This window comes from Desulfobacterales bacterium, assembly GCA_021647905.1.
Taxonomy (GTDB): domain Bacteria; phylum Desulfobacterota; class Desulfobulbia; order Desulfobulbales; family BM004; genus JAKITW01.
Window position 1 is genome coordinate 1 of the sequence record JAKITW010000042.1, and the last position, 23,834, is coordinate 23,834.

Consider the following 23,834-nt stretch of genomic DNA (forward strand, 5'->3'; position numbering starts at 1 on the left):
TCGCCGCCGCGGCGAAGCGAGTTCCTGCTTGATAGCCTGTTTATGAACAGCCGGCCCTTCTCAATGGAGCGGCCGTTGGTAGAAGAAGACCCCTTTCCCGACAGGAGGGGGGTTACTGAATGTTTACTCCTACCTTCATAAAAAGTTACTCATAGAGCATTGAGATGCTTAGAGAGGTATGATCCCTGGTGGCGTTATGGGGCATGAGTTACACCGCGTTATCCGCAACTCATTAACCACCACAGCGCCCCACTGGCTCACTCATGAAGAGAGATATTCTCTTCTGGTATTTTCTCTGGCGATAAAATTCGATAGTTTAAAACCCACCAGTTTCTCCAAGGAATCCTTTTCCTCTAAAATTTTGTCCAGATCCCACTCAAACCATTTGAGAGACTCCAGCTTGCGAATCTGTTCTTCACTGAAACGATACCTTATAATCCTGGCGGGATTACCGGCAACAAAGGCATAGGCGGGAATCGATTTGGTTACCACGCTCCCGGCACCGACGATTGCACCGTTGCCGATCTCTACCCCGCGTAAAACAATCGAATAAGATCCGATCCATACATCATGGCCGATCTTGACACGATACATGTTGTCCCATATACCGGTATTATATAAATGTTCTTTTGTTTTTGAATAGATGGCATCATGAATTGAGAAATTTGTGAATATATGATCGCGCGGACCAATGGTCACATGGTGGGAAATCATCGAATAGTTGCCGATCGTTGCCCTGACGACGATACTGTCGCTGTTGCATGATGAATACTTCCCCCACTTTGTAATTCTAATTATCGTGCCGGGCGAGAAACCGTTCGTATCATTATATATATTTGAATCATCAATCGAGACGGCCGAATACCATTTCACGACCCGAACCACAATTTTTGATATCAACTTTATTATGATTTTTTTCATTGCCGAAACATGTCTTTTTCAGGAAGTCTTTTGCCAGAAAATCACCCTTTACTCATGTGCGATGGGCGCATAAATCCGAATAATGTCGTCCTCCACCTCGAAGGTAGAGTCAGGTCGCCTTTCTGAAACGAAGGCCTCAAGGGCGCTCAAGGTGGGATAGTCGTTTTCACCGACAAACTCGCGGGCATCATCGATCAGGATGACGTGGCCCTTGTGATAACTACTGAATATCTGTTCCAGCTCTTCCATGATCGGCGTTTCTTTTTCTCCCTTGGCCGTTTCCCCGGCCGAGTAGTGCCCGTCCAGCCAGAAAAGACATGGCTCACGAATTTCCTGAAGAATTTTATTCAGCTCAACAGTGCTGTCTCCCTGAATAATCCTTATATGCTTGTATTTTGAGAATTTATTTACTGCGTTGCTGTAAAGTTCGGCCTGGAGTTCAATCGAAAAAATGTCTCTAAAGACATTTTTCATCGCCAGGACCATCTCGCCGTGATAGGTGCCGGTCTCTATCAGGATCGGCAGGTTGAATTTCCGGGCGTATTCCTTCACTGCTCTTTGCTTGACACAATGCGGCGTAGGGATCGGTCTCCCACTCCTCATCCATTCTCTATACTTAAAATAATCAACTATTGCGCTAAACACACGGGCACCTGTTCTGATGTTAAAATAGAGGTCCGGGGATCAGCTCAACACCTCTTGCATATTCTGCAATCTGGCATAGAGGCCGTTCATCGCCATCAACTGGTCATGGGTGCCCTGTTCGGAAATCCTTCCACCCTGGATAACAATAATCCGGTCCGCGTTTCTGATCGTTGACAGCCGGTGAGCGATGACAAAGGTGGTCCGGTCTTTCATCAGATTTTCAAGGGCATTCTGCACCTCGCGCTCCGACTCGGTATCAAGGGCAGAGGTGGCCTCGTCGAGAATAAGGATCGGCGCATTCTTTAACAGGGCCCGGGCAATGGAAAGCCGCTGCCGCTGCCCGCCGGACAGCCGGGCGCCCGACTCGCCGATCATCGTATCAAAACCCTCCGGAAGCTCGTGGATAAAATCCAGGGCATTGGCCGCCCTGGCCGCGGCGACGATCTCATCCTCGGAACGGGTCAAATCACCGTAAGCGATGTTGTTGCGCACCGTATCGTTGAACAGGATAGTCTCCTGGGAGACAATACCGATATTCCGGCGCAGCGACTTGAAGGTCACCTTGCGGATATCATGGCCGTCGATCCGGATCGCGCCGGAGGTCACGTCAAAAAACCTCGGGATCAGGTTCACCAGGGTGGTCTTGCCGCCGCCGCTGGGCCCGACAAAGGCGACCACCTCGCCGGCCCGGATCGTGAGGTTCAGATCATCGAGCACCCTGGTCTTGCCGTCATAGCTGAAATTGACCCGGTCAAACTCGATCTTCTTTTCAAAGGGCGGCAGGCTCAGCGCACCGGGACAATCGACAATGTCGGGCTTGACATCGAGCAGTTGAAAAACCCGCTCGGCAGCGGCAAATCCCTGTTGCAGACTGGCGTTGATGTTGCTCACGCTCTTGATCGGATCATAGATCATGATCAATGCGGTCATAAAGGAAAAAAAGGTGCCGGGCGTCGAGGTGCCGCTCAACACCTGGTGTCCGCCGAACCAGATCACCACCCCGATGCCCACCCCGCCGAAAAGCTCCATCACCGGGTGCTGCAGGCTGTTTATCTTGACATTCCTGATGATGATGGAGAACAACCGGTCCACCAGCTTGGCAAACCGGCCGATTTCATATCTTTCCATCCCAAATGCCTTGACGATCCGGTGGCCGACAATGGTCTCGTGGAGGTTGTTGGAGATCAGCGCCACGGTCTGCTGGTTGTTGCGGCTCAACTGCCGGAACATGCGTCCGAAATAGGCGACCGGGATGATGGCCAGGGGCAGGAAGAACATGGCCATCAATGCCATCTTCCAATCCAGGTAAAAGACCACGCCGACCAGAGCGAAGACCTGGAACAGGTCCTTGAGCACCCCGACCATGACCCGGGACACGGCCCCCTGGATCAGGGTGACGTCGGAGATGACCCGGGAAATGAGTTCGCCGGTGGGGGTCTTGTGGAAAAAGGCAACCGGCAGGGAATGGATGTGCACATATATCTTTTTGCGCAGATCGCGGATAATGGACTGGCCAACAGTGTCCAGGGTCACTGAGTAGAGGTAGTAAAAGACCCCCTTGACCAGGAACACCAGAATCAGGGCGATCGGCAGCAGATTGAGCATTAAGCTGTTTTTATTGACAAATATCTCGTCAAGCAGCGGCTTGACCAGATAGGCCTGGGCCGCGCTGGTGCCGGCGACCAGCACCATGCTGACCATGGCCAGTAAAAGCCTTGCCCGGTAGGGGAGTATAAATGAGTAAAGACGTTTGAGCAGTTCTTTATTGTTCATTATCAAATCTAGAGTTTTTGTAACTGGTCACCGGCCAGGTGAAAGAGGTCCACCGGCTTTTCCCGCAAGCAGCGGCAAGGATACACTATTCTACCGGACATACTCCATATTTTTTAGACCCTCTGCCCGAAACATCTGCGCAGGTAAGCGAGCCTGTGAGACTCCGGTTATCCATCTTTTTCCACCTTCTTCCGGCGATGATCGCCTTGCAGGGCCAGTACCTCCCGGGCCGCGGTCAGGACCTGCCCGACGCTGATCCCGGCCATGCACTCCCGTTGGGTCGGACATTGTCTCTTTAAACAGGGGCTGCAGTCCAGTTCAACCCGGACCACCCGGTGCTGGTCACCGAATGGTCCGGTGCGCCGGGGAGCGGTGGGCCCGAACAGCGCCACCACCGGCACACCGGCCGCCGCGGCGATATGCATCGGCCCGGTATCAGTGGAGATCACTACCGCAGCCCGGCCATACAAGGCGGCCAACCCCTTCAGGCTGGTCATCCCGGCCAGGTTAACCGCCCGCTCCTCCATGGTTGCGACAATCCCCTTGATCAGCCGCCGATCCGCGCTGCTGCCGGTGAAGACCACCCGGCACCCATCCGCGGCCAGACGGTCGGCCAATGCGGCAAAGGAGTCGTTGGGCCAGAGCTTGGTCTCCCAGGTGGCCATCGGGTTTATCGCCACCAGGGTCTCTTCCCTGCCAACGCCATGGGAGGCGAGCAGGTCGCTTATCTCCTGGTGGCACTCCTCGGAAACCGGTATCTCATAACGGATCTCCGGGCAGGGAACACCGATGGCCGCCAGCAAATGAAGCTCCCGGAGCAGGGCATGCTGGTCCATGTCCACCGCCGGGACCCGTTCGTTTAAAAAAATATAACTGCACTCGGCATGTTCCATGCCCCGGCCAAAGCCGACCTTGCGGCCCCCCCGGGCCAGACCTACCAGCACCCCGCTCTTCATCAGGCCCTGGAAATCGATGATCAGCTCATAGGAGACAGCCCGCAGTTCCCTGATGAAATCCCACACCTCCCGCAGTGTTGCCAGCCGCGGCCCGTGCCTCAGATCATACGCCCATTTTTTACGCCTGGAGACCAGGACCCGGTCAAGCTCGGGATGGCTGATAACGATATCCGCGGCCGCCTCCTCCACCAGCCAGTCGATCCGGGCCTCGGGATAACAACAACGCAGGGCAGCCAGGGCCGGCAGGGTATGGGTGACATCGCCAATGGCGCTGGTCTTGACAATCAGGATATTCAAGGATTGACCTTGGGTTCAGGATTCAGGATTCAGGGTGCAGGGTGCAGGGAAATATTATTTTCCGGACCACGATTACAGCTCCATATTTTTTACCGTCCACTGCCCACTGTCCACCGCCCACTGTTTTTTCCGCCCTCTGTCCACCGCCCTCCGTCCACCGTCCACCGTCATCCGTCTTCTGTCCTCTGTCTTCTGTCATCCGTCATCTGTCTTCCGTCTTCTGTCTTCCGGTAAGCCGGTCCAGGATCCAGAGTACCGCGTCATACAGGTCTTCGGCCACATGCTCGGGCTGCACCTGCTCCCTGGGACCGATGTAATCATGGTCGCCCCGGCCGTAGCCGGTCAACACCAGCACCGGGGTGGCATTACAGGCCCTTGCGCACTTGAGGTCGGACCAGCGGTCGCCCACCACGAAAGATCGGGACAGATCCAGATCCAACTCCTTTGCGGCCCGGGTCAGGAGTCCGGTCCCGGGCTTACGGCAGTCGCAGGCTATCCGGGACCCCGGTTCCTTGCCCTCGGGATGATGGGGACAGACATAGATTCCGTCCAGATGCGCGCCCCCGGCCGCCAGTTCATCCTCCATTTTCCCATGCACCGCGTCCAGCAGCTCCAGCGGGAAATAGCCCCGGGCCAGGCCGGACTGGTTGGTCACCACCACCACCGGGACCCCCTGCTCGTTCAACAACCGGATGGCGGCCGCAACCCGCGGCAACAACTGAAAACGGGATATATGGTTGATATATCCCATCTGCTCGTTAATGGTCCCATCCCGGTCCAGAAAAACCGCCGGTCGCATCATGATCCTCCCTCTGTCCCTGTCCGCAAGAGCAGTTTTTTTATCGCCTCCAGCACCTCGGGACTGGATATCCCGGTCATACAACGGAAATTCTCTTTCCGGCAATGGGTCTTCAAGCAGGGGCTGCAGGGAATTTCCTTGCGGATCACCAGGCTGGTGTCCGAATAAGGGCCGGTGGTCACCGGGTTGGTGGAGCCGAATATCGCTGCGGTCGGGGTGGCCAGGGCCGCAGCGACATGCATCAACCCGGAATCGTTGGTCACGAATACCCGGCACTGCTCGATCAGGGCCATGACCTGCCCCAGGCTGGTCCTGCCGGTCAGATCAACGACATGTCCCGGCGCCGCCGCAACAATGACAGCGGCTGTTTGCCGGTCCGCCGCAGTACCGAAGACCAGCAGCTGGCCATCCAGTTCCCTGGCAACAAGATCGGCGAGGCGGGCGAACTTTTCCGCTGGCCAGCGCTTGGCCGGGCCGTAGGCAGCACCGGGGTTCAATCCGATCAGCAGCCGCTTTTCACCGGATGGGCGATCAGCAAGCGCGGCGACAAAACCCTGGGCCCAATGTCGGTCCTGGTCGGAGAGATCAAGAAAAAGGTCGTCCGGTCCCAGCGTCAGGCCAAGGTCCGCGAGCAACCCCTGGTAATAATGAACCTGGTGGATCTTTTTTCTGGCCTTGGGCAATACCACCGGATGGGTAAGAAAAAGCCGGCGGCCGTCGGTGCTGTAACCGGCCCGGTTGGGGATCCCGGCCAGAAAGGTTATCAGGGCCGCCTCAAAGGCGTTCTGCAGCAGGATGGCCAGATCAAAGCCCTGGTCACGCAAGTCAGCGATCAGTTGCCGCCGGCCCCTGAGCCCTTGATGGCAACCGTTTTTCTCATAAAGGAAAATGCGGTCCACATGGGGGCTGGCGCTGAAGACATCGGCCACCCACGGCAGGGCCAGCAGGGTTATCTCGGCCTTGGGGAAGTTCCCCCGGATGGTGCGTACCGCCGGGGTGGTCATGATCGCGTCGCCGATCCAGTTGGTGGAACGGACCAATATCTTTTTCAGGTTCAGGGTGGTCAGGTTTTTTCTCATGATCTCAAGGAGCGCATTGCCCATTGATGCCGGAAATAAAAAAATGCAGCCTGCCCCTGGGCAGACGGCATCATATGCGCCAAATTAATGCGGCCACGATACACCTTTTCAACAAAAGAGGAAACAACGAAGGGGCGCGGCTCCCGGCCGGCTGCTAAAAATGGGCGGGCGAATCAATCTCGTTGAGCCAGGTCAGGTACTCGGCCACCCCCTGCTCCACGGTACGGAAGGGCGCATCATAGCCTATCTCCCGCAATCGGCCGATTTCCGCCTCGGTGAAGTTCTGATACTTGCCCTGGAGATGCTCCGGAAAGGGAATATACTCGATTTCACCCCGGCCGTGATAGGCGATCACCGCCCGGGCCACATCGTTAAAGGGCTGGCTGCGGCCGGTGCCGACATTGAAGATCCCGGACCGGTCGGGATTATCGAGAAACCAGAGATTCACCCCCACCACATCGCCGACATAGATAAAATCACGGCGCTGCTCGCCGTTGCCGTACCCGTCGGTCCCCTTGAAAAGCCGCGGGTTTTCACCACGGTTGAGCTGGCCGTTCAAATGAAAGGCCACGCTGGACATGGTCTTCTTATGCGCCTCCCGGGGGCCGTAGACATTGAAATAACGAAACCCGGCGACCTGGCTCTCGGCCTCGGGCAGAAGCCGGCGCACATACTGGTCGAAAAGGAACTTGGAGTAGGCGTACATGTTGAGCGGCGACTCGTATTGCCGCTCCTCTTGAAACACCTTGCCGCTGCCGTAGACCGAGGCCGACGAGGCATAGAGATAGGGAATTTTTTTACTCAGGCAGTAGTGGAGCAGGCTTTTCGAGTATTGGTAGTTATTGGCCATGATGTAGCTGCCATCCCATTCGGTGGTATCCGAGCAGGCGCCCTCATGGAAAATCGCCCGCACCGGTGCCGGCAACGACCAGTCGGCCCGGATCATCTCGATGAAATCCTCCTTGTCCATGTAATCGAGGATCTCACAGTCAACGATATTGCGGAACTTCACCCCGTTCTTAAGGTTGTCGACCACCAGGATGTCGGTATGGCCGCGGTCGTTCAAGGCCTTGACGATATTGCTGCCGATAAAACCGGCGCCGCCGGTGACGATATACATTATAAATTGGTCCTCTGATTGATTAATGGTTCAAACCGTTCAAACCGTTCAAACGCTCAAACGGTTCTATCCCTGTCCCCCTGGATGGAACGCATGATCAGCGAAGAACTCTTGCCGTTGACCAGATCGACCAGGGCGACCTGGCCGCCCCAGGCCTTGACCTCGCTGCCGCCCACCACCTGATCCTCGGTATAATCCGCGCCCTTGGCAAGCACCTCCGGCCGCACCGCGCGAATCAATGAAAGCGGCGTGTCCTGGTCAAAAAGGACCACCGCGTCCACCGCAGCCAGGGCCGCCAGTACCCGGGCCCGGTCACCCTCGCGGATGATCGGCCTGCCCTCGCCCTTTAAGGCCCGCACCGATCGGTCGGTATTCAAGCCGATTACCAGGCGATGGCCCAGCCGTTTGGCCTTTTCCAGGTAGGAGACATGTCCGGCATGGAGGAGATCGAAACAACCGTTGGTAAACACGATCCGCTCACCCCGGGCCCGCCAGGACTCCACCCGCAGGAGCAGATCCGGCAGGGAACAGATCTTTTCCGATTGCTCCAGGGCCTGTTCAGCGGACAGCGATTTGATCAACTCTTCCCGCTGGATCGGCGCGGTGCCGACCTTGCCCACCACCACCCCGGCGGCCAGATTGGCCAGATGCAGTGCATCCAGACGGGACAATCCGGCAAGCAGCCCGGCGGCGAGTACCGCAATCACCGTATCACCGGCGCCGGAGACATCGTAGACCTCCCGGGCCAGGGCCGGAATCCGCCGGATCAGTTCTCCCTCCACCAGGGCAATGCCCTGACCGCTCAGGGTCACGGCCAGAAAATCAAGCTCCAGTTCCCGGCACAGCTCCCGGCCCGCGGCCAGCAACGGTTCAAGTTCCGTTGCCCGGGTCCGGCAGGCAGCGGCCAGTTCCAACCGGTTGGGCGAAATAGCGGTAGCCCCGGAATATTTTTTATAATCCTGGCCCTTGGGATCGACCAGCACCGGTATCCCCGCGGCCCGGGCCATGGCGATAACCTCCCGGCAGACCGCGTCGGAGAGTACCCCCTTGGCATAATCGGAAAGCAGCACCAGGCCGACGTCTCCGGCAACAAACTTGGCCCGAATCCCGGCAAGCAGCCGCTCCTGGTCCGTAATTTTCAGATCAGGAACCCGTTCCCGGTCAATGCGCAGCATCTGCTGCTGACCGCTGATAATCCTGGTCTTGGTGATCGTGGACCACCCATCCAGGGCCACCACGGCAGCAGTGTCAATGGCCTCGCCCCGCAGCAACTCCAGGAGCCGGTTGCGATTGGGATCACAGCCGACAAAACCGGCCAGGGCCACCACCACCCCGAGTCCGGCGAGATTGGCCGCCACATTGGCGGCCCCGCCGGCCACCTCGTTTTCGTGCACCAACTGGACCACCGGCACCGGCGACTCCGGAGAGATCCGGTTGACATCGCCCCAGAGATAGCGATCCAGGATCAGGTCGCCCACCACCAGCACGGTCTTTTTCGTAAACCCGGAGGTTACCGCGGCCAGGGCCTGTTGTTCACTTTCAAACACCTTCCGCCTCCATGCACGCCGCCTCGATCATCTCGCAGAGGATATGACCGATAAGGATATGGGCCTCCTGGACCCTGGCGGTGACGGAAGAGGGGACATGAATGCAGACATCCGCCAGTCCCTTGAGCCGGCCGCCGTCGAGCCCGCCGGCAAAGCCCACGGTATAGGCGCCCCGGTCGCGGGCCGCCTTGATCCCGGCCAGCACATTGGCACTGTTGCCCGAGGTGGAGATACCAACCACCGCATCGGCCGGGGTACACAGTCCCTCAATCTGCCGGGCAAATATCCGGTCAAAATGGTAGTCATTGGCCAGGGCAGTGATGATCGAGGTGTCGGTGGTCAGGGCGATTGCCGGCAAGGCCCTCCGTTCGCGGGTAAACCGCCCGATCAACTCGGCAGCCAGGTGCTGGGCATCGGCAGCGCTGCCGCCGTTGCCCATCCACAGGATCTTGCCGCCCTGTTGCAGGCAGGTGACAAGGGAGCGGGCCACCTCGGTTACAACGGGAACCAGATCGCTTAAACCGTCAATCACCCGGCAATGCTCGTCAATGGCCGCCATCACCCGGTCATCGGAAACTTCGCTGTCCATAAAGGACGACCTCTCTTCCACCAGTTGAAATAAATGGAGTCTCCCCGCCACAGGCGGCGGGGAGACTCCATAAGTTAAGATCTACTTGTACTTATCAGATTCGCGCCCACCCCGCAACAAGAGGAAGTTGCCGGGTAAGGTTTCGGTAAACCCCGTACGTTTGAGGTTGGACCGGGAAAGGGGTTTTCTTATACCGAACGGTGTAGCGGACCCTGAGCCGCAGCCGTGACGGCAAAAGCGGAATTTGAAACAACCTCGGCATGATATGCTTATGGCTTCCGAATCGCCGCCGCGGCGAAGCGAGTTCCTGCTTGATAGCCTGTTTATGAACAGCCGACCCTTCTCAATGGAGCGGCCGTTGGTAGAAGAAGACCCCTTTCCCGACAGGAGGGGGGTTACTGAATGTTGACGTTGCCGGGACCGGATCAGGCCTACGAATCCAGCAGCTGTTCGAGGTTGTCCCTGGCAAACTCGATGGTCGGATCCAGGGACAAAGAGAGCTGAAAATATTTGATCGCCTCATTGTTCCGGGACAACTTCCGGTAGTTGACCCCCAGGTTGGCATAATCAATGGCCGATGACGGGTTCAGCTCCACGGTCTTGGTGAAATGGGTCACCGCGGTCTCATACTCGCCCAGCTTGAAGTGGCAGAAGCCGAGCATGTTGTGCAGATCCGGCCGGGTCTTGTCAATGTCCGCCCCCTTCTCCAGGACATCGATGGCCTCGCGGTACTGGGAGAGATCCTTGAGACAGCTGCCCAGGTAGGAGTAGATGTAGGGCAGGTCTTCTTCAAGGGGATCAAGGGTCAGGGCGCGCTCGAAATGGGCCAGGGCCTCGTCGTTCCGGCCCATGGTCAAGAGGTTGCGGCCCAGGAAGAACTCGATGTAATAGGCATCGGGCAACAGTTTCCGGGCCCGGAGCAGCCGCGCATTGGACTCCACCGGATCGGTGATCAACTCGGCCATCAGCTTGGTTGCGAAGAGACCGGCGTTCTGGCTCCGGGACCGCTCCCGGAAATGGGCGCCGGGTACAATGGTGTAAATAGTCGACATCTGCAACTGCGGATGTTGGGTGTTGATAATATAGACCTCCATGCCCAGCCTGGCCAACGCCGCCATGCAGTTCTCCACCTCCACCCGCATATTGTTATCGCCCAGGTTGGGCAGGGAGTGGAGATCGACCATCGGCTGGTCATGGGTGAGATACCCCACCTCATCCATTGCCAGGGGCTTGGGCAGACCGCTGGCCACATAGTTGGACTTGGTGTTGAAATCACCGGCCAGCTGCGCCACCTCTGTCAGGGCCCTGATCAATGCCTTTTCCGGGTCCGGGGTGGTGCCGGCGGTGTAGACGATCTCACTGGTGGCCGGAAAGGTGCTGGGGTCCACGGCCATGGCGCCGATGGTGGGAATCCCGGTATCAAGGGAGAAATCGTTCAGATAAATCTCAATCCCGTGCCGGGTGAACTTGCGGATCAATTCCCGGGACACCGGGTCCCTGGCCGATGCCGGGTCGATCCGCGGCACCCGCACCTCATCGTGACTGACCACCGCGCAGACGTGTCGCTCAACGATCTCGCAGATCCCCTGACAAATCGCCTCTTCATAAGTATTGCCGGCCGAGGGGCCGTTGAACTCGTTGATCGCATAAAACCAGGAATAGGGAACCAGCACCTCCTCCCGGCGATTAAGATTGGTGGCCCAGGTCCATTGGATAGGCACCTCGGCCAGGAGCTGCTCAAGCAGGACGACATCGGTTGTCTGGTCATGAACCGACTGGAGCAGCTGCTCCAGGGGCATCAACGGCTGCCCCGCGGCCTTGAGATTGGGATAGGTGTCAACGATAAAGTTGTCCGGGTTCTTGATAAAACTGAAAAAGCTGAACCGCTCGGCCAGTTCCATGCAGGCGCTGGCCCGGGATTGGGCCGGGGTGCCGCCCTTGCCCATCTGCTTTTTGTTGCCGATGATATCCCGGGCATCCTTGCCGGTAACACTGAAGTAGACCGGAATGTCCAACCGGCCGTTGTCGATCCGCCGCACCTCTTTCAAGATATCAAGGTCCACGGCGCTGAGTCGCTTCAGAAACCGCTCCACGGTCTCCTCGGGCGTGAACACCTTGTCCTGATCATAGGTATAGGTCTTGAAACAATCCGTCAGCCTGATAGGTCTCTTTTCCATTTTCCCCCCGTTCAGTCGGCAGCGCGCATCCTACCCCGACCGATACCGCAGCCCGGCCGAAAGAGACACGTTATGGTGCAAAAATCTCGCCAAAATCTGGTAAACGCTTACCGGCCGGTGGTTTCCGTAAATCTGTAGCCCCTGGTGAACGGTTACAAAATTTGTATAATTTATACTATCAGCCCAGGTTCCGCTAATCTTTTTTCCCAGGCCGGACCGTAAGCGGTCAACCTGGCGATCCGGGCCGCCGGGTTGACTATTTCCAGTTCAATATGGAGCCGTTCAGCCGGTATCAATGAACCGAGCCGTTCCGGCCACTCCACCACGGTCAACCCGGCGCCGTAGAAATACTCCTCAAAACCGAGATCATCCAGTTCCTCCTCCCCGGCCAACCGGTAGAGATCGATGTGAAAAAGGGGCAGCCGCCCTGGATACTCATGGATCAGACTGAAACTGGGGCTGGTAATGTAACATGACTCCGCCACCCCGGCGCCGCGGCCAATGGCCTGGGTCAGGGTGGTCTTGCCCGCGCCCAGCCCGCCGGCCAGGGTGATCACGTCACCGGGCAAGGCCTGCCGGCCGAGCCGGCGGCCCAATGCCAGGGTATGCTCCAGGCTGGACAGCTTCAATGTTTTTGTTTCAGGTGTATCCATATCAGGGGTCAGGGGTCAGGGGTCAGGGGTCAGGGGTCAGGGGTCAGGGGTCAGGGAATATTATATTCAGGGCCACGATCATCGCTCCATATTTTTTCTGTTCTCATTGCTCGTTGCTCATTATCTCGGCACTGATTCCACCGTCCACTGTCCACTGTCTTTTCCGTCCTCCGTCCTCTGTCCTCTGTCCCCTGTCTCCTGGCCCCTGGCTTCCGCCACCGGCAGCGACACGGTCACCACGGTCCCCTCCCCCACCCGGCTGGTGAACTGGATGCTCCCGCCATGCTCGTCAATGATCTTGTAGGCCATGGCCAATCCCAGGCCGGTGCCCTCGGACTTGGTGGTGAAATATGGGTCCAGAATCCGCTCCAACAACTCTTCCGGGATGCCGCAGCCGCTGTCCCGCACCATGATATCCACCATGTTGTCCCGACCGGGCCCGGCGGTCACGGCAAGGATACCGCCCTTTTCCATGGCCTGAAGGGCGTTGAGGTAGAGGTTCAAGAGAACTTGATTAAGCCGGTCCGGGTCTGCCGATACCCGGGGCAACTCAGGCGCACAGTCCAGCCGCACCGTCACCCCCAGGGCCTCGGCATCCGCGGCCACCAGCCGCAGGGAGTTGCCAAGGGCCGCCCCCAGATCGACCGGCACCTGTTTGAGCGGGGTGGGCCGGGCGTAATCGAGCAGCTCGGTAATGCTCCGGTTCAGACGCTCCACCTCGTGGACCATCAGGTCGGCGGCCTCCTGTTCCCGGCTGCCCTTGTCGAACCGTGCCCCGAGCAGGGTGGCGAACCCCTTGATTGAACTTAATGGATTTCTCACCTCATGGGCCACCCCGGCCGCCATCTTGCCCAGGGCCACCAGCCGCTCATGACGCTGCACCTTCTTTTCCAGCTGTTTCAACTCGGACAGGTCATACATCAACAGCACCCGGCCCATGTATTCACCCTCCTCCCGGCTGACCACCGGCACTGAACAGAGGTGCAGGGACAAGGTCTCCCCCTTGGCAATGGTCAGGGAGATCTCCTGCTCACAGGTCGCTGATTCACTGTCAGCCCCGCAGGAGGGGTCAAAAAAGGCGGCCACGCTTTCCGGGAGCACCGCGGCCGGTGGCTGGTTGATGCCGGCCGCCACTTCACAGCCGGTCATCGCGGCCGCAGCCTCGTTAAAGGTCTTGATCCGGCCCTGGGCATCGGTGGCAATGATCCCCACCGGCAGCCGGGAAATGAGTTGCCCGGTAAAGGCCTGAATCCGGTGCAGGCTGTCCTGGGAGATCCGATAGGCCTGGACCGCCATCAATGAAACCCAACCGCCCAGCCCCACAAGAAGCAGGGACAAGGACAGAAAAAGGATCTGGAGCCGATACTGGTGGACGGTTTTTTCCAGTTCAGTCATGTCCAGCCCCACCAGGATATAATGATCCTGGGTCATGGTCTGCATGATCGCCATGAACCCCGGGGGCACGGGAGAGTCGGGACCGGCATTGGCCAGCATCTGCTGCCACACCTGGCGGAAACGGCCACGCTGGCGGCGAAACGGCTCAAAAAGGTTGACCACCTCAAAGGCCTTTTTGCCCTCGCCGGCAAGGGAAACCACATGAAAGCTGCCGCCGGAGCCCACCGGCCGCAGGGAGTCCAAGTCCCGGTCCAGGGAACGGCCGACCTGGTCCGGGTCACTGTGGGTCAGGACCCGGCCCTCATCATCAAGCACGGCGATATAGAGAATGTCCGGATCGACCGAGGCCTGCTCAACCAGTTGCTGGGTATGGGCGATCCAGCCGTCCGGCCGGTGCATCATCCCCATGCCGCTGATCATCGAAGCGCGCATCCCGGCCTCCACAAAACGGATCAGCGACTGTCCCTTGTGGAAAAGGCTGTTGGTCATCAGCCCCTTTTCCCGCTGGATATTGTTGGCGGCAAAGATGACGATAATCAGGGTCAGGATGCCGACGGCCGCGGCCAACAGCCAGGGCGAGACAAACATCAGCCGGGTATTTGCCAGGAATCTCTTTTTCATCGGTTACTGGAAACGGCTGTGTAAAAAAATCACAAGGTTGAAGGTCCCGCAGCTAAGCGAGCCAGGCGAGACTCCGAAAAATCTGAATTCACCGCAGAGAGCGCAGAGGACGCAGGGCTGATTATTTAAAATAATATAACTTTCTCCGCGGCCTCTGCGTACTCAGCGGTAAAAATTTTAGTTGTTGCGAGACCAACAAGGTTGATAATCTAAAAAAAGAACAGCAAATCCCGTACCAGTGCGGTAAAGGGCGGCCGGCCCTGATAAAGCGCCCTTTTCCCCGGCAAGACCGGGTACAAGAACAGGTGATGCGGGTAAAAATGACCCGGTTACACCCTGCTCCGGCCGGGGAAAAAGTATCCAGCCGGCACCATCAGGGCTTCTTCTTAACGGCTGCGGCCAGGGCTTTTTCCAGGGCCGCGCCATGGACATCGCCGGCATAATGGAGTTGGCTCTTGCCGGATATCGGATCAAAGTTGCCGGGGTCGGCGCTGCACAGGTACTGCACCTCCCGCGGCAGGGTGGTGAGGGCGGTTTCCGCTTCCAGGCCCGCGACCTGATCAACAACATCCCAGGTGGCGCCGCAGGGCGCGCCGCGGACCACCTTGAGATCGCTGATCCGGCCCTGCTCCAGGACCACTGAAAATTCGGGCAGTCCGAACTGCTCGCCGTAATGCCCCAACCCGGGGAGACGGCCCAGGCCGCAGCAGGTAAACGGGGTGATCGCCTCCTTGTTCTTCTTGCCCGAGGCGATCAACGGAATATTTTTCCGTTGGCAAAGCGCGGCCAGATAGGCGGACAGGTCCGGATGTTTCAAGAAATCAAGCACCAGGTCCGCGCTAAAGGTATCAACGATATACTCCTCCGGCTCATCCACCATTTCGGGCAGGGCGGCGCTGATGTCGTACACTGCCGTGATCTCGATATTGCGGCCGAATTCACGGATCCCGTGGATCTTGGCCCGGCCTGAACCCTGCTGTTCAAAGACCACTATCCGGGTATTTTCCCGGGGCGTCTTGCTCATGCTCATTACCTCGTGTTCATCCGGAAACAGCCCTTTCGTCCAACCTGAAAAAATCCCGGACCTGCCGGGCCAGTTGCGGGCCCACGCCCGGGGTGGCGGCCAGTTCCTCCACGGTCGCCTGCTTAACCTTGTCCAGGCTGCCGAACCGGATGAGCAGCGCCCTTTTCCGGGCCGGACCGATGCCGGCAAGCCTGTCAAGCTCGGAACCAAGGGTATCCCGCCGCCGCCAGCGACGGTGGAAGGTAATCCCGTAACGGTGCGCCTCATCCCGGACCCGCATCAGAAAAAGAAGCACCGGCGCATGACCGGGCAGGAGCAGCGGATTCTTGCGCCCCGGTCGAAAGAGCCGGTCCCGGCCGCCGCTCCTGTCTCGATTCTTGGCAATGGCCACCAGTTCGATATCCTGCTCCAGGCCAAGCTCGGCCAGGATCTTACCGGCCATGTTCAACTGGCCCTTGCCGCCGTCCAGGACCAGCAGATCGGGCCGCTCGGCCGGGGATGCGCCTTTACCAAACCGCCGGCGCAGAACCTCGGCCATCATACCATAATCATCCGGCCCGGCAACGGTGCGGATCTTGTAATGACGAAAGCCAGGGGTGTTCTTCCTGCCATCGACAAAACTGACCAGTGCCCCCACAGCCTGTTCGCCGCCGAGGTTGGATATATCCAGACATTCCACCCGGTCCGGCGGCCGCTTTAATCGAAGCGATCCGGCCATGATCCCGGCCGTTGTCGCCCAACCGTGGGCCTTGGCCTTAAGTTCGGCAAAACTTTTCTCGGCATTGGTCCGGGCGATTCCGACCAGCTTGAGCTGATCGCCCCGTTTCGGCACCCGACAGACCACCCGGCCGGAACGCAGGTCACCAAGCCATTCGCAGAGCGATTCCTCTTCCACCGGGGCAAAGGGCAGGAGAATCTCGGCCACCACCGGCCGGCCGGCGCCGTAATAGCGCCTGAGCAGTTCAGCCAGGATGCCGGGATCATCGCCCACCGGTTCGGCCAGATAAAAGGAACGATGGCCGCTCACCTGGCCGTTACGCACCGACACCACCGAGATTGACACCGCCTCCTCTTGCCGGTGGAATCCGAACACATCCTGATCCCTGAAATGGCCGGCCACCATCACCTGTTTTTCCAGGGTCTTCCGCAAGGCCCGGATCCGGTCCCGGCACAGGGCCGCCTCTTCAAAATCAAGCGCTGCAACGGCTGACTTCATTTTCACCTCCAGGTCCCGGACCAGTTCCCGGTCCCGGCCCTCCAGGACCATCAGCACGCCTTTGACCAGTTGCCGGTATTTCTCCGCTTCGACATGGTCGCAACAGGGTGCCAGGCAGCGTTGCATCTGCTGGTTGAGACAGGGCCGCGACCGTTTTTTCAACTCCTTGCCCTTGCACCGGCGCAAGGGGAACAGGCTGTTAAGATAATGCAGGGTCTCCCACATGGCCGCGGCCGACGAAAAGGGGCCGAAATAGCGGGACCCGTCCCGCTGGCGGCGCCGGGTCATCACCAGCCGCGGCCAGGTCTCGTTGACCGTAACCTTGATATAGGGATAATTCTTATCATCCCGCAGAAGAATATTATACCTGGGCCGGTGCTTCTTGATCAGCGCGGCCTCCAGGATAAGGGCCTCTTTTTCGGTGCGGGTGATGATGGTGGCCACCGACCCGACCTTGGCGACCATTACCGCGGTCTTGCTCGTGGCGGTGTCCGGAATGCGGGCATAGGAGGCGAGCCGCTTGCGCAGGTCCCGGGCCTTGCCCACATAGATCACCCGGCCGCGGTCATCCTTCATCAGATAGACCCCCGGCGCATGGGCCGTGCTTTTCAAAAAATCCTGGTTCAGGACCCCGCATCCCGGAGCAGAGCCGCTGAAGGCAGATGATTCCGTCATAATTATTCCGTGCTTCTCTGGTCAACTGTTTCGACATCCACGGCCGACCAGTTTCCGTATCGCTTAAAAACTGTCATTTTACTCCAGATAACCAGGCCCGGCGAGGGGATTCCGCAACCGGACGGAATGGTCATGAAATCGATAAGAAGCAATTGTCAAAACACATGAATACTGGTACATACGGTGGTATGATTCGACCAAAAACAGCGATGTCTACCCCTATCGGAAAACCAACCAACAGCGTAACCGTTCAGCAGCACCACATCTTCGTCCGTTTTGGCCTTCTCACATACGAGGAACTATAGCTCAAAAGCCTAAACGAACAAATCTGCAGCACTGCTGAACGGTTACAGGCCTGAGATTGTGGACCTCTTTCGCATGGCCGGTGAACGGTTACACCAACAGCAATATATCCTGCGATGTGTGGATGATATTTCGGAATCGCTGAATAAAACGCCACCCGAAAAAGAGGCAATAATCATTTCGAGCACTCGTGCTGCTCTGTTGCCAGGAGGTAAAAAATGGACACAAATGCTATTTCCATATTCAGACTTAGCCCTCCAGAGAAACTACAATTGGTGGAAGACTTATGGGACGATCTGGCTGCTACCCCGTCAGAGGTTCCTGTGCATGAATGGCAAAAGGAAGAGCTGGCTCGCCGAAAGGCAAACTTGATAAGCATGCCAGCTTCAGGAATTTCCTGGGACGAGGTCAAGCGCAGGATTCGAAGTCGCTATGGACGTTGAATTAATAATCGCACCGGAAGCGCAACAAGACGTCGAAGAAGCATATGGTTGGTATGAAGATCGGTAACAGTTCACCAAGGGCGACAACCTCGGGGGATACTCAGCCCGTACGAGTTCACCAGTGCCTTAGATTCGTTCGTTTGGGGCTCCGAATCTATCCTTGGCGGATGTGAGGAGGCCCAAACGGGCGAAGATGAGGTGCTGGTGAACTCGTATGAGGATCGTAGGCCTGGCTTGGGGGAAGAGTTTCTCGGCTGTGTGGACGCCCGCATTCAAGAAATTTGCCGTATTCCTGAACTGTATCCAGAAATCCACGCTGAGTATCGTCGGGCATTAGTGCGGCGATTTCCTTACGCCATTTTTTATGAGTATTTCGACGGGAAGGTATCCGTCTACAGTATTTTCCATACATCTCGAAATCCGGAAAAGTGGCGTAAACGCTTGGAGTAATTTCCCATACACCTGTGAAAAACTTGGAATTTGACCCAGCGGCCTTTGAGGATCTGGCCTGGGCAAGCATATCCAAAACCATCCCGGTCCCGCATTGATATCCCTTGCACAAACCCCTGTTCTCTATTACAGCTAACCTTGAAATATCATTAAGCTTACAGTGGTGACAAGGAGAAGATTTTAATGAAGATCTGCACCGCCGCCCAGATGCGGGCCTTGGATGAGACGGCCATCAACACCTTCGGCATCCCCGGCATGGTGTTGATGGAGAACGCCGGCCGCAACTGCGCCGAGTCCATTGTCCGCGCCCACGGTGACCCGCAGGCAAAAAAAACCGTCATTTTCATAGGCCCGGGCAATAACGGCGGCGACGGCCTGGTCATTGCCCGGCACCTGCGCGATCATCTCGGCCGGCCCGAGATTTTTCTGCTCGTGCCGCCGGATAAACTCACCAATGATGCGGGCGCCAACCTGGCCCGGGTCCAGGAGCTGAAAATTCCCATCCACCAGATCCGGTCGACAACAGACCTGGCGGCGGCCGAGATTTTTTTTACTGATGCCTGGACCGTGGTGGACGCCATCTTCGGCACCGGACTGAAGCGCGAGGTGACCGGCCATTTTGCCGCGGTGATCGACCGGATCAACCGCTTTACCTGTCCCATTATATCAGTTGACATCCCCTCGGGCCTGGATGCGGATACCGGCCGGGAACTGGGCTGCTGCGTGACCGCCGACCGTACCGTGACCTTTGGCCTGGCCAAGGTCGGACTGGTCACGGCCCCGGGTAACCGGTATTGCGGCGTCCTGGAAGTCGTTGATATCGGAATCCCGGAGGCAGCGGAAAAAGAGGTCGGCATATCCATGGAACTCCTGGACCAGGAGGTGACCGGGTTCCTGCCCCGTCGTTTTGCCACCGCCCATAAGGGCAGTTACGGCCACCTCCTGGTGGTGGCTGGTTCCGGGGGCAAAACCGGGGCCGCCCTGCTCGCCGGGCTGGGCGCACTGCGGACAGGAACCGGCCTGGTCACCCTCTGCGTACCCCACGATCTCAACCAGATCTTCGAGACCGCCTTGTGGGAGGCGATGACCATCCCCCTGCCCGGCGCGGCTGGAATCGCCTCAATCAACGACTTTGAAACGATCCGGGCGGCCCTGACCGGAAAACAGGCCCTGGTCCTGGGTCCGGGACTGGGGACCGGTCCGGAGACCGCGGCCCTGGTCATAAAACTGTACCAGGAGGTAGAGCAACCCATGGTGGTGGATGCCGACGGCCTCAATATCCTGGCCCAGGAGCCCGAGGCCCTGAAAAACCCGGCCGGGCCGCGGATTCTGACCCCGCATCCAGGTGAAATGGCCCGGCTGACCAGCCGCGCCTCAAAAGAAGTACAAAAGAATCGGATCACCACTGCCATCGACTTTGCCCGGGCAAACAAACTGATCCTGGTGCTGAAAGGGGCCAACACGGTTGTGGCCGCCCCTGACGGCCGGGCCGCGATCAACTCGACCGGCAATCCCGGCATGGCTGCCGGCGGGATGGGCGATGTGCTCGCCGGCGCCATGGGCGGGTTCCTGGCCCAGGGCCTTTCTCCCTGGCAGGCCGCCTGCCTGGCGGTATATGTTCACGGGGCGGCCGCGGACCGTCTTGCCGCCACCGAGCCGATGGGCTATCTGGCCGGCGAGGTGGCCGACGAGATACCCGGAGCCCTGGCAGAGTTTATATGAAAAGAAGGGGTCAGGGGTCAGGGGTCAGGGGTCAGGGGTCAGGGGTCAGGGGTCAGGGGAATATTATATTCCGGACCACGATTACAGCTCCATATTTTTTACCGTCCACTGCCCACTGTCCACTGCCCACTGTTTTTTCCGCCCTCTGTCCACCGTCCTCTGCTTGCCACGCCGTAGCCTCTTGTCCGCCGTAGCCTTCAGGCTAAGGAGGATGGCGAAGGCGGGTCCTCTGTCTTCCGTCTTCTGTGTCTCAACTCATGATGAACTCGTAACAACCCGAAAGGCTTCAAATGCCACCCAATAAAATCAACAAGTTACAAGACGAATCACGTCCGTCGAGCGGGTTGTTGCGAGACCGACAACTCATTGCTCAGCACTTCCTTGAGGCTTCTGCTACCTCTTGATCCATGGTATACTACGCCCATCTTTCTCTATTGCCCCACCAACCCATATCAAAAATAAAGAGGTAAACCGGATGCTGACCGCAAAAGATATCATGACCCCCGACCCCATTACCGTGTCCCCGGATATGCCGGTGCGGAAACTGGCCGATCTTCTCTGGAAGAACCGGATCAGCGGCGCACCGGTGGTGGATGCGGACAACACCCTGCTGGGGGTGGTCACTGAAAGCGACCTTATCGACCAGACCAAGAAGGTCCATATCCCGACCATGATCAGTTTCCTTGACTCGGTGATCCTGTTGGAAAGCCAGAAGAAGATGAAAAAGGAGTTAACCAAGATGGCCGGCAGCCAGGTCAGGGACATCTGTTCCCAGGAACTGGTCTCGGTGGGGGACAATACCCCCCTGGACGAGATCGCCACCATCATGGCCGAAAAAAATATCCACACCCTGCCGGTGGTGGCGGACAGCCACCTGGTGGGGGTGATCGGCAAGTCCGACATCATCCGCACCCTGGCCGAGGGGGAACTCCACGATTGATAGGGGGCATGACCCCGGGCCTGCCGCCCCTTGCCTGACTGAAAGGGTTAACCATGGGTGAGCATTGCCCACCTGCTACCAACCGGCATGGTCGGACCATATGGCCGGTCTCGCAACAACACCTTTTTTTGTTTTACATGGATAAGATCGTTTGGGGACCGTTTGTCAATGTGGAATCTGGATACGTCATTTGTGAATTGGACTCCACGGATTCATGTAGCGTGACGACGAATCCAGGTTTCCAACTGAGCCCGGGGGATGATATCCATGACCTGTAACATCTCTTCCGGGGCCTGACGGACGAGAAGACGGTAATGTATGCCGATCCTGAGACGGAAAACACCGGGGAGTCGCTCAAGGACGGCCGCCTGCCGGAGAATGGCGTTATCCCTGGCGGCAAAGCCGACCGCGGCCCGCAGGGCCTTGGCAACAATGGCCGGCGGCAGGTTTTCACAACTTTTCCGGAACGAATCCGCAAACTCCGGAATCTGGACCTTTTTCGGGACAGTTATTGCCGGATCGAGATCTTGCATCGGAGCAGAAGGCTCGTCCGGCGCCGGCTGCCGGCTGCTCAGCTTGGATATTACCCGGTCGGCCGCCTGGAGTTGCTGGCGATATTGCCGGCGTGACTCCTGGTGAGAACTTATCGCGCCTTTCAGCACGGCGATTTTTTTCCTCAGCTTGTTGATCTGTTGTCTGCCGGCATCCGCGGGCGCTGCCGCGCCGGTCACTGCCGGAGCCCGATCCCCGGGGGCGGAAGGTTCCGGTTTTTTCTCCAGGGCGGCCCGACCCGCATCCGCAACCTTTTGCTCAAGCCCTGCAAGCTCGATCTCCTTGGCCCGGAGCTCCTTGGCCGCCAGGGCGCTTTTGTCCCTGGCTGCCGCAAGCTGCTCTTTCAACTGTTCAATCTTTCGGTCCTTGTCTTTGTCCACGGACCGCTCATGATTTTTTTCCGTTGTCCAGTCCAGGTACTCCTCAATCGGATCTCCCCAGGGTTCCAGATCAAGCAAAATCCGGTTCCGTTGGATACAATCAAACAGTGTGTCATTGTCAAGCCACCGTTTCGGTTCCGAGACAATGGCGGCCCGGCCGAACACGATGCTCATGGCCGGGAGAATCTTTTCAAAGGCATAGCTCAGGCCCAGAAGCGGATGATCCGAAGACTGTTTATCCGTGGCAAATGCCTTCCTGCACAGGGTTTCAAGTTCAGCATACCTGTCCGGGTCTTCCAGAAGCGCATGCTGCAGTTTATCAGCCTCGTTGAAATAAAGGTCTTCAGCAGGGATGTGCATGGTAAGCCTGCGGGCCAGTTCCTTGTCCTGGCAACGAAGCGCCTCATGAAACAGATCGCACATATGTCCAACGGCAAATTCCTCCTTGCCGGGGCGGTGTTTCAGTTCGAGAAGCATCTCAAAGGCAAATTCCCCGAGGCCGAAAAGATCCGCCCGCTGGTAGCCGGCAAAGAGCTGCTCGTCGTTCATGAGCGAGGGCTTCAGCTTCTTCAGTTCATAGGGCCGCATCTCCTCGATGGGGGCGGTGTCCTTGACAAGTGACGGTTCGGCAAGAATCTGCGACCTGGTGACGCCCTCATATGAAGAGGCATCGCGCAGCAGTTCATCATCCCTGGCCCGGCAGCATTTCTTGTATTTTTTACCACTGCCGCAATGACAGGGCTCGTTTCTCCCCAGTTTCGCAACCGGGCGGCGCACGGTAAAGCCTTTGCCGATGACGATTGGCGGGCGTTCCCCGGGCAGTGACTTCATGATATCCTGTTCAATAAACAACACCTGTCCGGCGCGGTCCGCCTCTTCGCTTTCAAGGAGATCAAGGGCGGAATCTACCATTATTCGAGCTTCGAAACCATGCACCTCCCTGGAAAGCTGCCATAGAACCTTCTTTACCGGCTGCCTTGGCCGACCGTACTTGACGGTAAGTTCAGCGGCCAGGCGAACGGCAAGGGCCTGCCGTTCCCATGAGAGATCTTCGGCCAAGGCTGTTGTCAACAGCGGGCCGATGGCATCTTTCTCCTGGTATCTGTAGGGGAAATTGATGTCGATGATAACAGCGACTGTCTTGAGCGAAGCGGCCAGTACCTGTGGATCAAGCCGTATCTTATTGACCGCCGCCACATTGAGCAGGATACCCAACGGTTGATCCGCGCCCTGCTCGGTGAGGTCGGCGGCCAGGGTGTTGTATCGGTCGACGCCGAGGCCGGCCATTCTGTCCGCCAGCGCCCGAACCTCAGGACGGCAGCGAGTTGTGACCTGCAAAAGCTCGACAAGGTGGTTGTTTGAGATATCCATTGTAATTTAAAGCTGATTGCCCCAAGTGCTCCAGAATCTTGAAGTAAACATTCAGTAACCCCCCTCCTGTCGGGAAAGGGGTTTTCTTCTACCAACGGCCGCTCCATTGAGAAGGGCCGGCTGTTCATAAACAGGCTATCAAGCAGGAACTCGCTTCGCCGCGGCGGCGATTCGGAACCCATAAGC

The 23,834-nt window shown here is 58.0% G+C and carries 19 protein-coding genes; 4 read left to right on the plus strand and 15 right to left on the minus strand.

Translation table 11 applies throughout. The features are described 5' to 3' along the window. Nucleotides 1-261 precede the first annotated feature (261 nt). The 9 genes from L3J03_07610 to L3J03_07650 form a co-directional block, all read right to left on the minus strand. Nucleotides 262-921 carry a CatB-related O-acetyltransferase gene (locus L3J03_07610; GenBank protein MCF6290845.1) on the minus strand — a complete coding sequence of 220 codons (660 nt, stop codon included), beginning with the start codon at nt 919-921 and terminating at the stop codon, nt 262-264. A gap of 48 nt (nt 922-969) precedes the next feature. Next, nucleotides 970-1,473, minus strand: a complete 504-nt coding sequence (locus L3J03_07615) for a hypothetical protein (protein MCF6290846.1) — start codon at nt 1,471-1,473, stop codon at nt 970-972. Nucleotides 1,474-1,605: 132 nt separating this feature from the next. After that, a complete protein-coding gene (msbA, locus tag L3J03_07620; GenBank protein MCF6290847.1) occupies nt 1,606-3,339 on the minus strand; it encodes a lipid A export permease/ATP-binding protein MsbA in 1,734 nt (577 codons plus the stop codon). Nucleotides 3,340-3,506: 167 nt separating this feature from the next. After that, nucleotides 3,507-4,592, minus strand: a complete 1,086-nt coding sequence (gene waaC / locus L3J03_07625) for a lipopolysaccharide heptosyltransferase I (GenBank protein ID MCF6290848.1) — start codon at nt 4,590-4,592, stop codon at nt 3,507-3,509. A gap of 202 nt (nt 4,593-4,794) precedes the next feature. Beyond that, nucleotides 4,795-5,394, minus strand: a complete 600-nt coding sequence (locus L3J03_07630) for an HAD family hydrolase (protein ID MCF6290849.1) — start codon at nt 5,392-5,394, stop codon at nt 4,795-4,797. Then, nucleotides 5,391-6,470 (minus strand): lipopolysaccharide heptosyltransferase II, encoded by a 1,080-nt coding sequence (gene waaF / locus L3J03_07635; GenBank protein MCF6290850.1) that lies wholly within the window; start codon nt 6,468-6,470, stop codon nt 5,391-5,393. The genes L3J03_07630 and waaF overlap by 4 nt, the downstream gene beginning before the upstream one ends. 154 nt (nt 6,471-6,624) lie before the next feature. After that, nucleotides 6,625-7,590, minus strand: a complete 966-nt coding sequence (rfaD, locus tag L3J03_07640) for an ADP-glyceromanno-heptose 6-epimerase (GenBank protein MCF6290851.1) — start codon at nt 7,588-7,590, stop codon at nt 6,625-6,627. Between the two features lie 56 nt (nt 7,591-7,646). Continuing rightward, on the minus strand, nt 7,647-9,137 hold the full coding sequence (gene rfaE1 / locus L3J03_07645) for a D-glycero-beta-D-manno-heptose-7-phosphate kinase (protein MCF6290852.1): 1,491 nt from the start codon (nt 9,135-9,137) through the stop codon (nt 7,647-7,649). Then, nucleotides 9,130-9,726: a D-sedoheptulose 7-phosphate isomerase gene (locus tag L3J03_07650; GenBank protein MCF6290853.1), complete on the minus strand. Its 597-nt coding sequence runs from the start codon at nt 9,724-9,726 to the stop codon at nt 9,130-9,132. Before L3J03_07650 ends, rfaE1 begins: the two co-directional genes overlap by 8 nt. Nucleotides 9,727-9,997: 271 nt before the next feature. Here L3J03_07650 and L3J03_07655 point away from each other — a divergent pair, with 271 nt between their 5' ends. Beyond that, complete coding sequence (locus tag L3J03_07655) at nt 9,998-10,135, plus strand: hypothetical protein (GenBank protein MCF6290854.1); 138 nt, start codon at nt 9,998-10,000, stop codon at nt 10,133-10,135. 22 nt (nt 10,136-10,157) lie between these two features. On the opposite strand, the gene L3J03_07660 is transcribed toward L3J03_07655, so the two are convergent. The 5 genes from L3J03_07660 to uvrC form a co-directional block, all read right to left on the minus strand. Continuing rightward, entirely contained in the window at nt 10,158-11,903 is a 1,746-nt protein-coding gene (locus L3J03_07660; GenBank protein ID MCF6290855.1) for a YcaO-like family protein, read from the minus strand. Nucleotides 11,904-12,073: 170 nt separating this feature from the next. After that, nucleotides 12,074-12,556 (minus strand): tRNA (adenosine(37)-N6)-threonylcarbamoyltransferase complex ATPase subunit type 1 TsaE, encoded by a 483-nt coding sequence (tsaE, locus tag L3J03_07665; GenBank protein MCF6290856.1) that lies wholly within the window; start codon nt 12,554-12,556, stop codon nt 12,074-12,076. Nucleotides 12,557-12,676: 120 nt separating this feature from the next. Continuing rightward, nucleotides 12,677-14,572 (minus strand): ATP-binding protein, encoded by a 1,896-nt coding sequence (locus tag L3J03_07670; protein MCF6290857.1) that lies wholly within the window; start codon nt 14,570-14,572, stop codon nt 12,677-12,679. 373 nt (nt 14,573-14,945) lie between these two features. Then, nucleotides 14,946-15,596: a DUF166 domain-containing protein gene (locus L3J03_07675; GenBank protein ID MCF6290858.1), complete on the minus strand. Its 651-nt coding sequence runs from the start codon at nt 15,594-15,596 to the stop codon at nt 14,946-14,948. A gap of 16 nt (nt 15,597-15,612) precedes the next feature. Then, nucleotides 15,613-17,487, minus strand: a complete 1,875-nt coding sequence (gene uvrC / locus L3J03_07680; GenBank protein ID MCF6290859.1) for an excinuclease ABC subunit UvrC — start codon at nt 17,485-17,487, stop codon at nt 15,613-15,615. 521 nt (nt 17,488-18,008) lie between these two features. Here uvrC and L3J03_07685 point away from each other — a divergent pair. The 3 genes from L3J03_07685 (at nt 18,009) to L3J03_07695 (ending at nt 21,345) form a co-directional block, all read left to right on the plus strand. Further along, the gene (locus L3J03_07685; protein ID MCF6290860.1) at nt 18,009-18,233 is read left to right on the plus strand and encodes an addiction module protein; all 225 of its coding nucleotides are present in this window, start codon (nt 18,009-18,011) and stop codon (nt 18,231-18,233) included. 633 nt (nt 18,234-18,866) lie between these two features. Next, complete coding sequence (locus tag L3J03_07690; protein ID MCF6290861.1) at nt 18,867-20,405, plus strand: NAD(P)H-hydrate dehydratase; 1,539 nt, start codon at nt 18,867-18,869, stop codon at nt 20,403-20,405. A gap of 475 nt (nt 20,406-20,880) precedes the next feature. Continuing rightward, the gene (locus L3J03_07695; protein MCF6290862.1) at nt 20,881-21,345 is read left to right on the plus strand and encodes a CBS domain-containing protein; all 465 of its coding nucleotides are present in this window, start codon (nt 20,881-20,883) and stop codon (nt 21,343-21,345) included. 212 nt (nt 21,346-21,557) lie between these two features. Here L3J03_07695 and L3J03_07700 read toward each other — a convergent pair whose 3' ends face one another. Continuing rightward, on the minus strand, nt 21,558-23,564 hold the full coding sequence (locus L3J03_07700) for an SEC-C domain-containing protein (GenBank protein MCF6290863.1): 2,007 nt from the start codon (nt 23,562-23,564) through the stop codon (nt 21,558-21,560). Nucleotides 23,565-23,834: the final 270 nt, after the last annotated feature.

Bases quoted from the DNA above. Each gene is read 5' to 3' on its own strand.
- L3J03_07610 (MCF6290845.1), bottom strand. From the start codon at position 921: ATGAAAAAAATCATAATAAAGTTGATATCAAAAATTGTGGTTCGGGTC.
- msbA (MCF6290847.1), bottom strand. From the start codon at position 3,339: ATGAACAATAAAGAACTGCTCAAACGTCTTTACTCATTTATACTCCCC.
- L3J03_07630 (MCF6290849.1), bottom strand. From the start codon at position 5,394: ATGATGCGACCGGCGGTTTTTCTGGACCGGGATGGGACCATTAACGAG.
- waaF (MCF6290850.1), bottom strand. From the start codon at position 6,470: ATGAGAAAAAACCTGACCACCCTGAACCTGAAAAAGATATTGGTCCGT.
- rfaD (MCF6290851.1), bottom strand. From the start codon at position 7,590: ATGTATATCGTCACCGGCGGCGCCGGTTTTATCGGCAGCAATATCGTC.
- L3J03_07650 (MCF6290853.1), bottom strand. From the start codon at position 9,726: ATGGACAGCGAAGTTTCCGATGACCGGGTGATGGCGGCCATTGACGAG.
- L3J03_07655 (MCF6290854.1), top strand. From the start codon at position 9,998: ATGGCTTCCGAATCGCCGCCGCGGCGAAGCGAGTTCCTGCTTGATAGC.
- L3J03_07660 (MCF6290855.1), bottom strand. From the start codon at position 11,903: ATGGAAAAGAGACCTATCAGGCTGACGGATTGTTTCAAGACCTATACC.
- tsaE (MCF6290856.1), bottom strand. From the start codon at position 12,556: ATGGATACACCTGAAACAAAAACATTGAAGCTGTCCAGCCTGGAGCAT.
- L3J03_07670 (MCF6290857.1), bottom strand. From the start codon at position 14,572: ATGAAAAAGAGATTCCTGGCAAATACCCGGCTGATGTTTGTCTCGCCC.
- L3J03_07675 (MCF6290858.1), bottom strand. From the start codon at position 15,596: ATGAGCAAGACGCCCCGGGAAAATACCCGGATAGTGGTCTTTGAACAG.
- uvrC (MCF6290859.1), bottom strand. From the start codon at position 17,487: ATGACGGAATCATCTGCCTTCAGCGGCTCTGCTCCGGGATGCGGGGTC.
- L3J03_07685 (MCF6290860.1), top strand. From the start codon at position 18,009: ATGGACACAAATGCTATTTCCATATTCAGACTTAGCCCTCCAGAGAAA.
- L3J03_07690 (MCF6290861.1), top strand. From the start codon at position 18,867: ATGAAGATCTGCACCGCCGCCCAGATGCGGGCCTTGGATGAGACGGCC.
- L3J03_07695 (MCF6290862.1), top strand. From the start codon at position 20,881: ATGCTGACCGCAAAAGATATCATGACCCCCGACCCCATTACCGTGTCC.
- L3J03_07700 (MCF6290863.1), bottom strand. From the start codon at position 23,564: ATGGCCGGCCTCGGCGTCGACCGATACAACACCCTGGCCGCCGACCTC.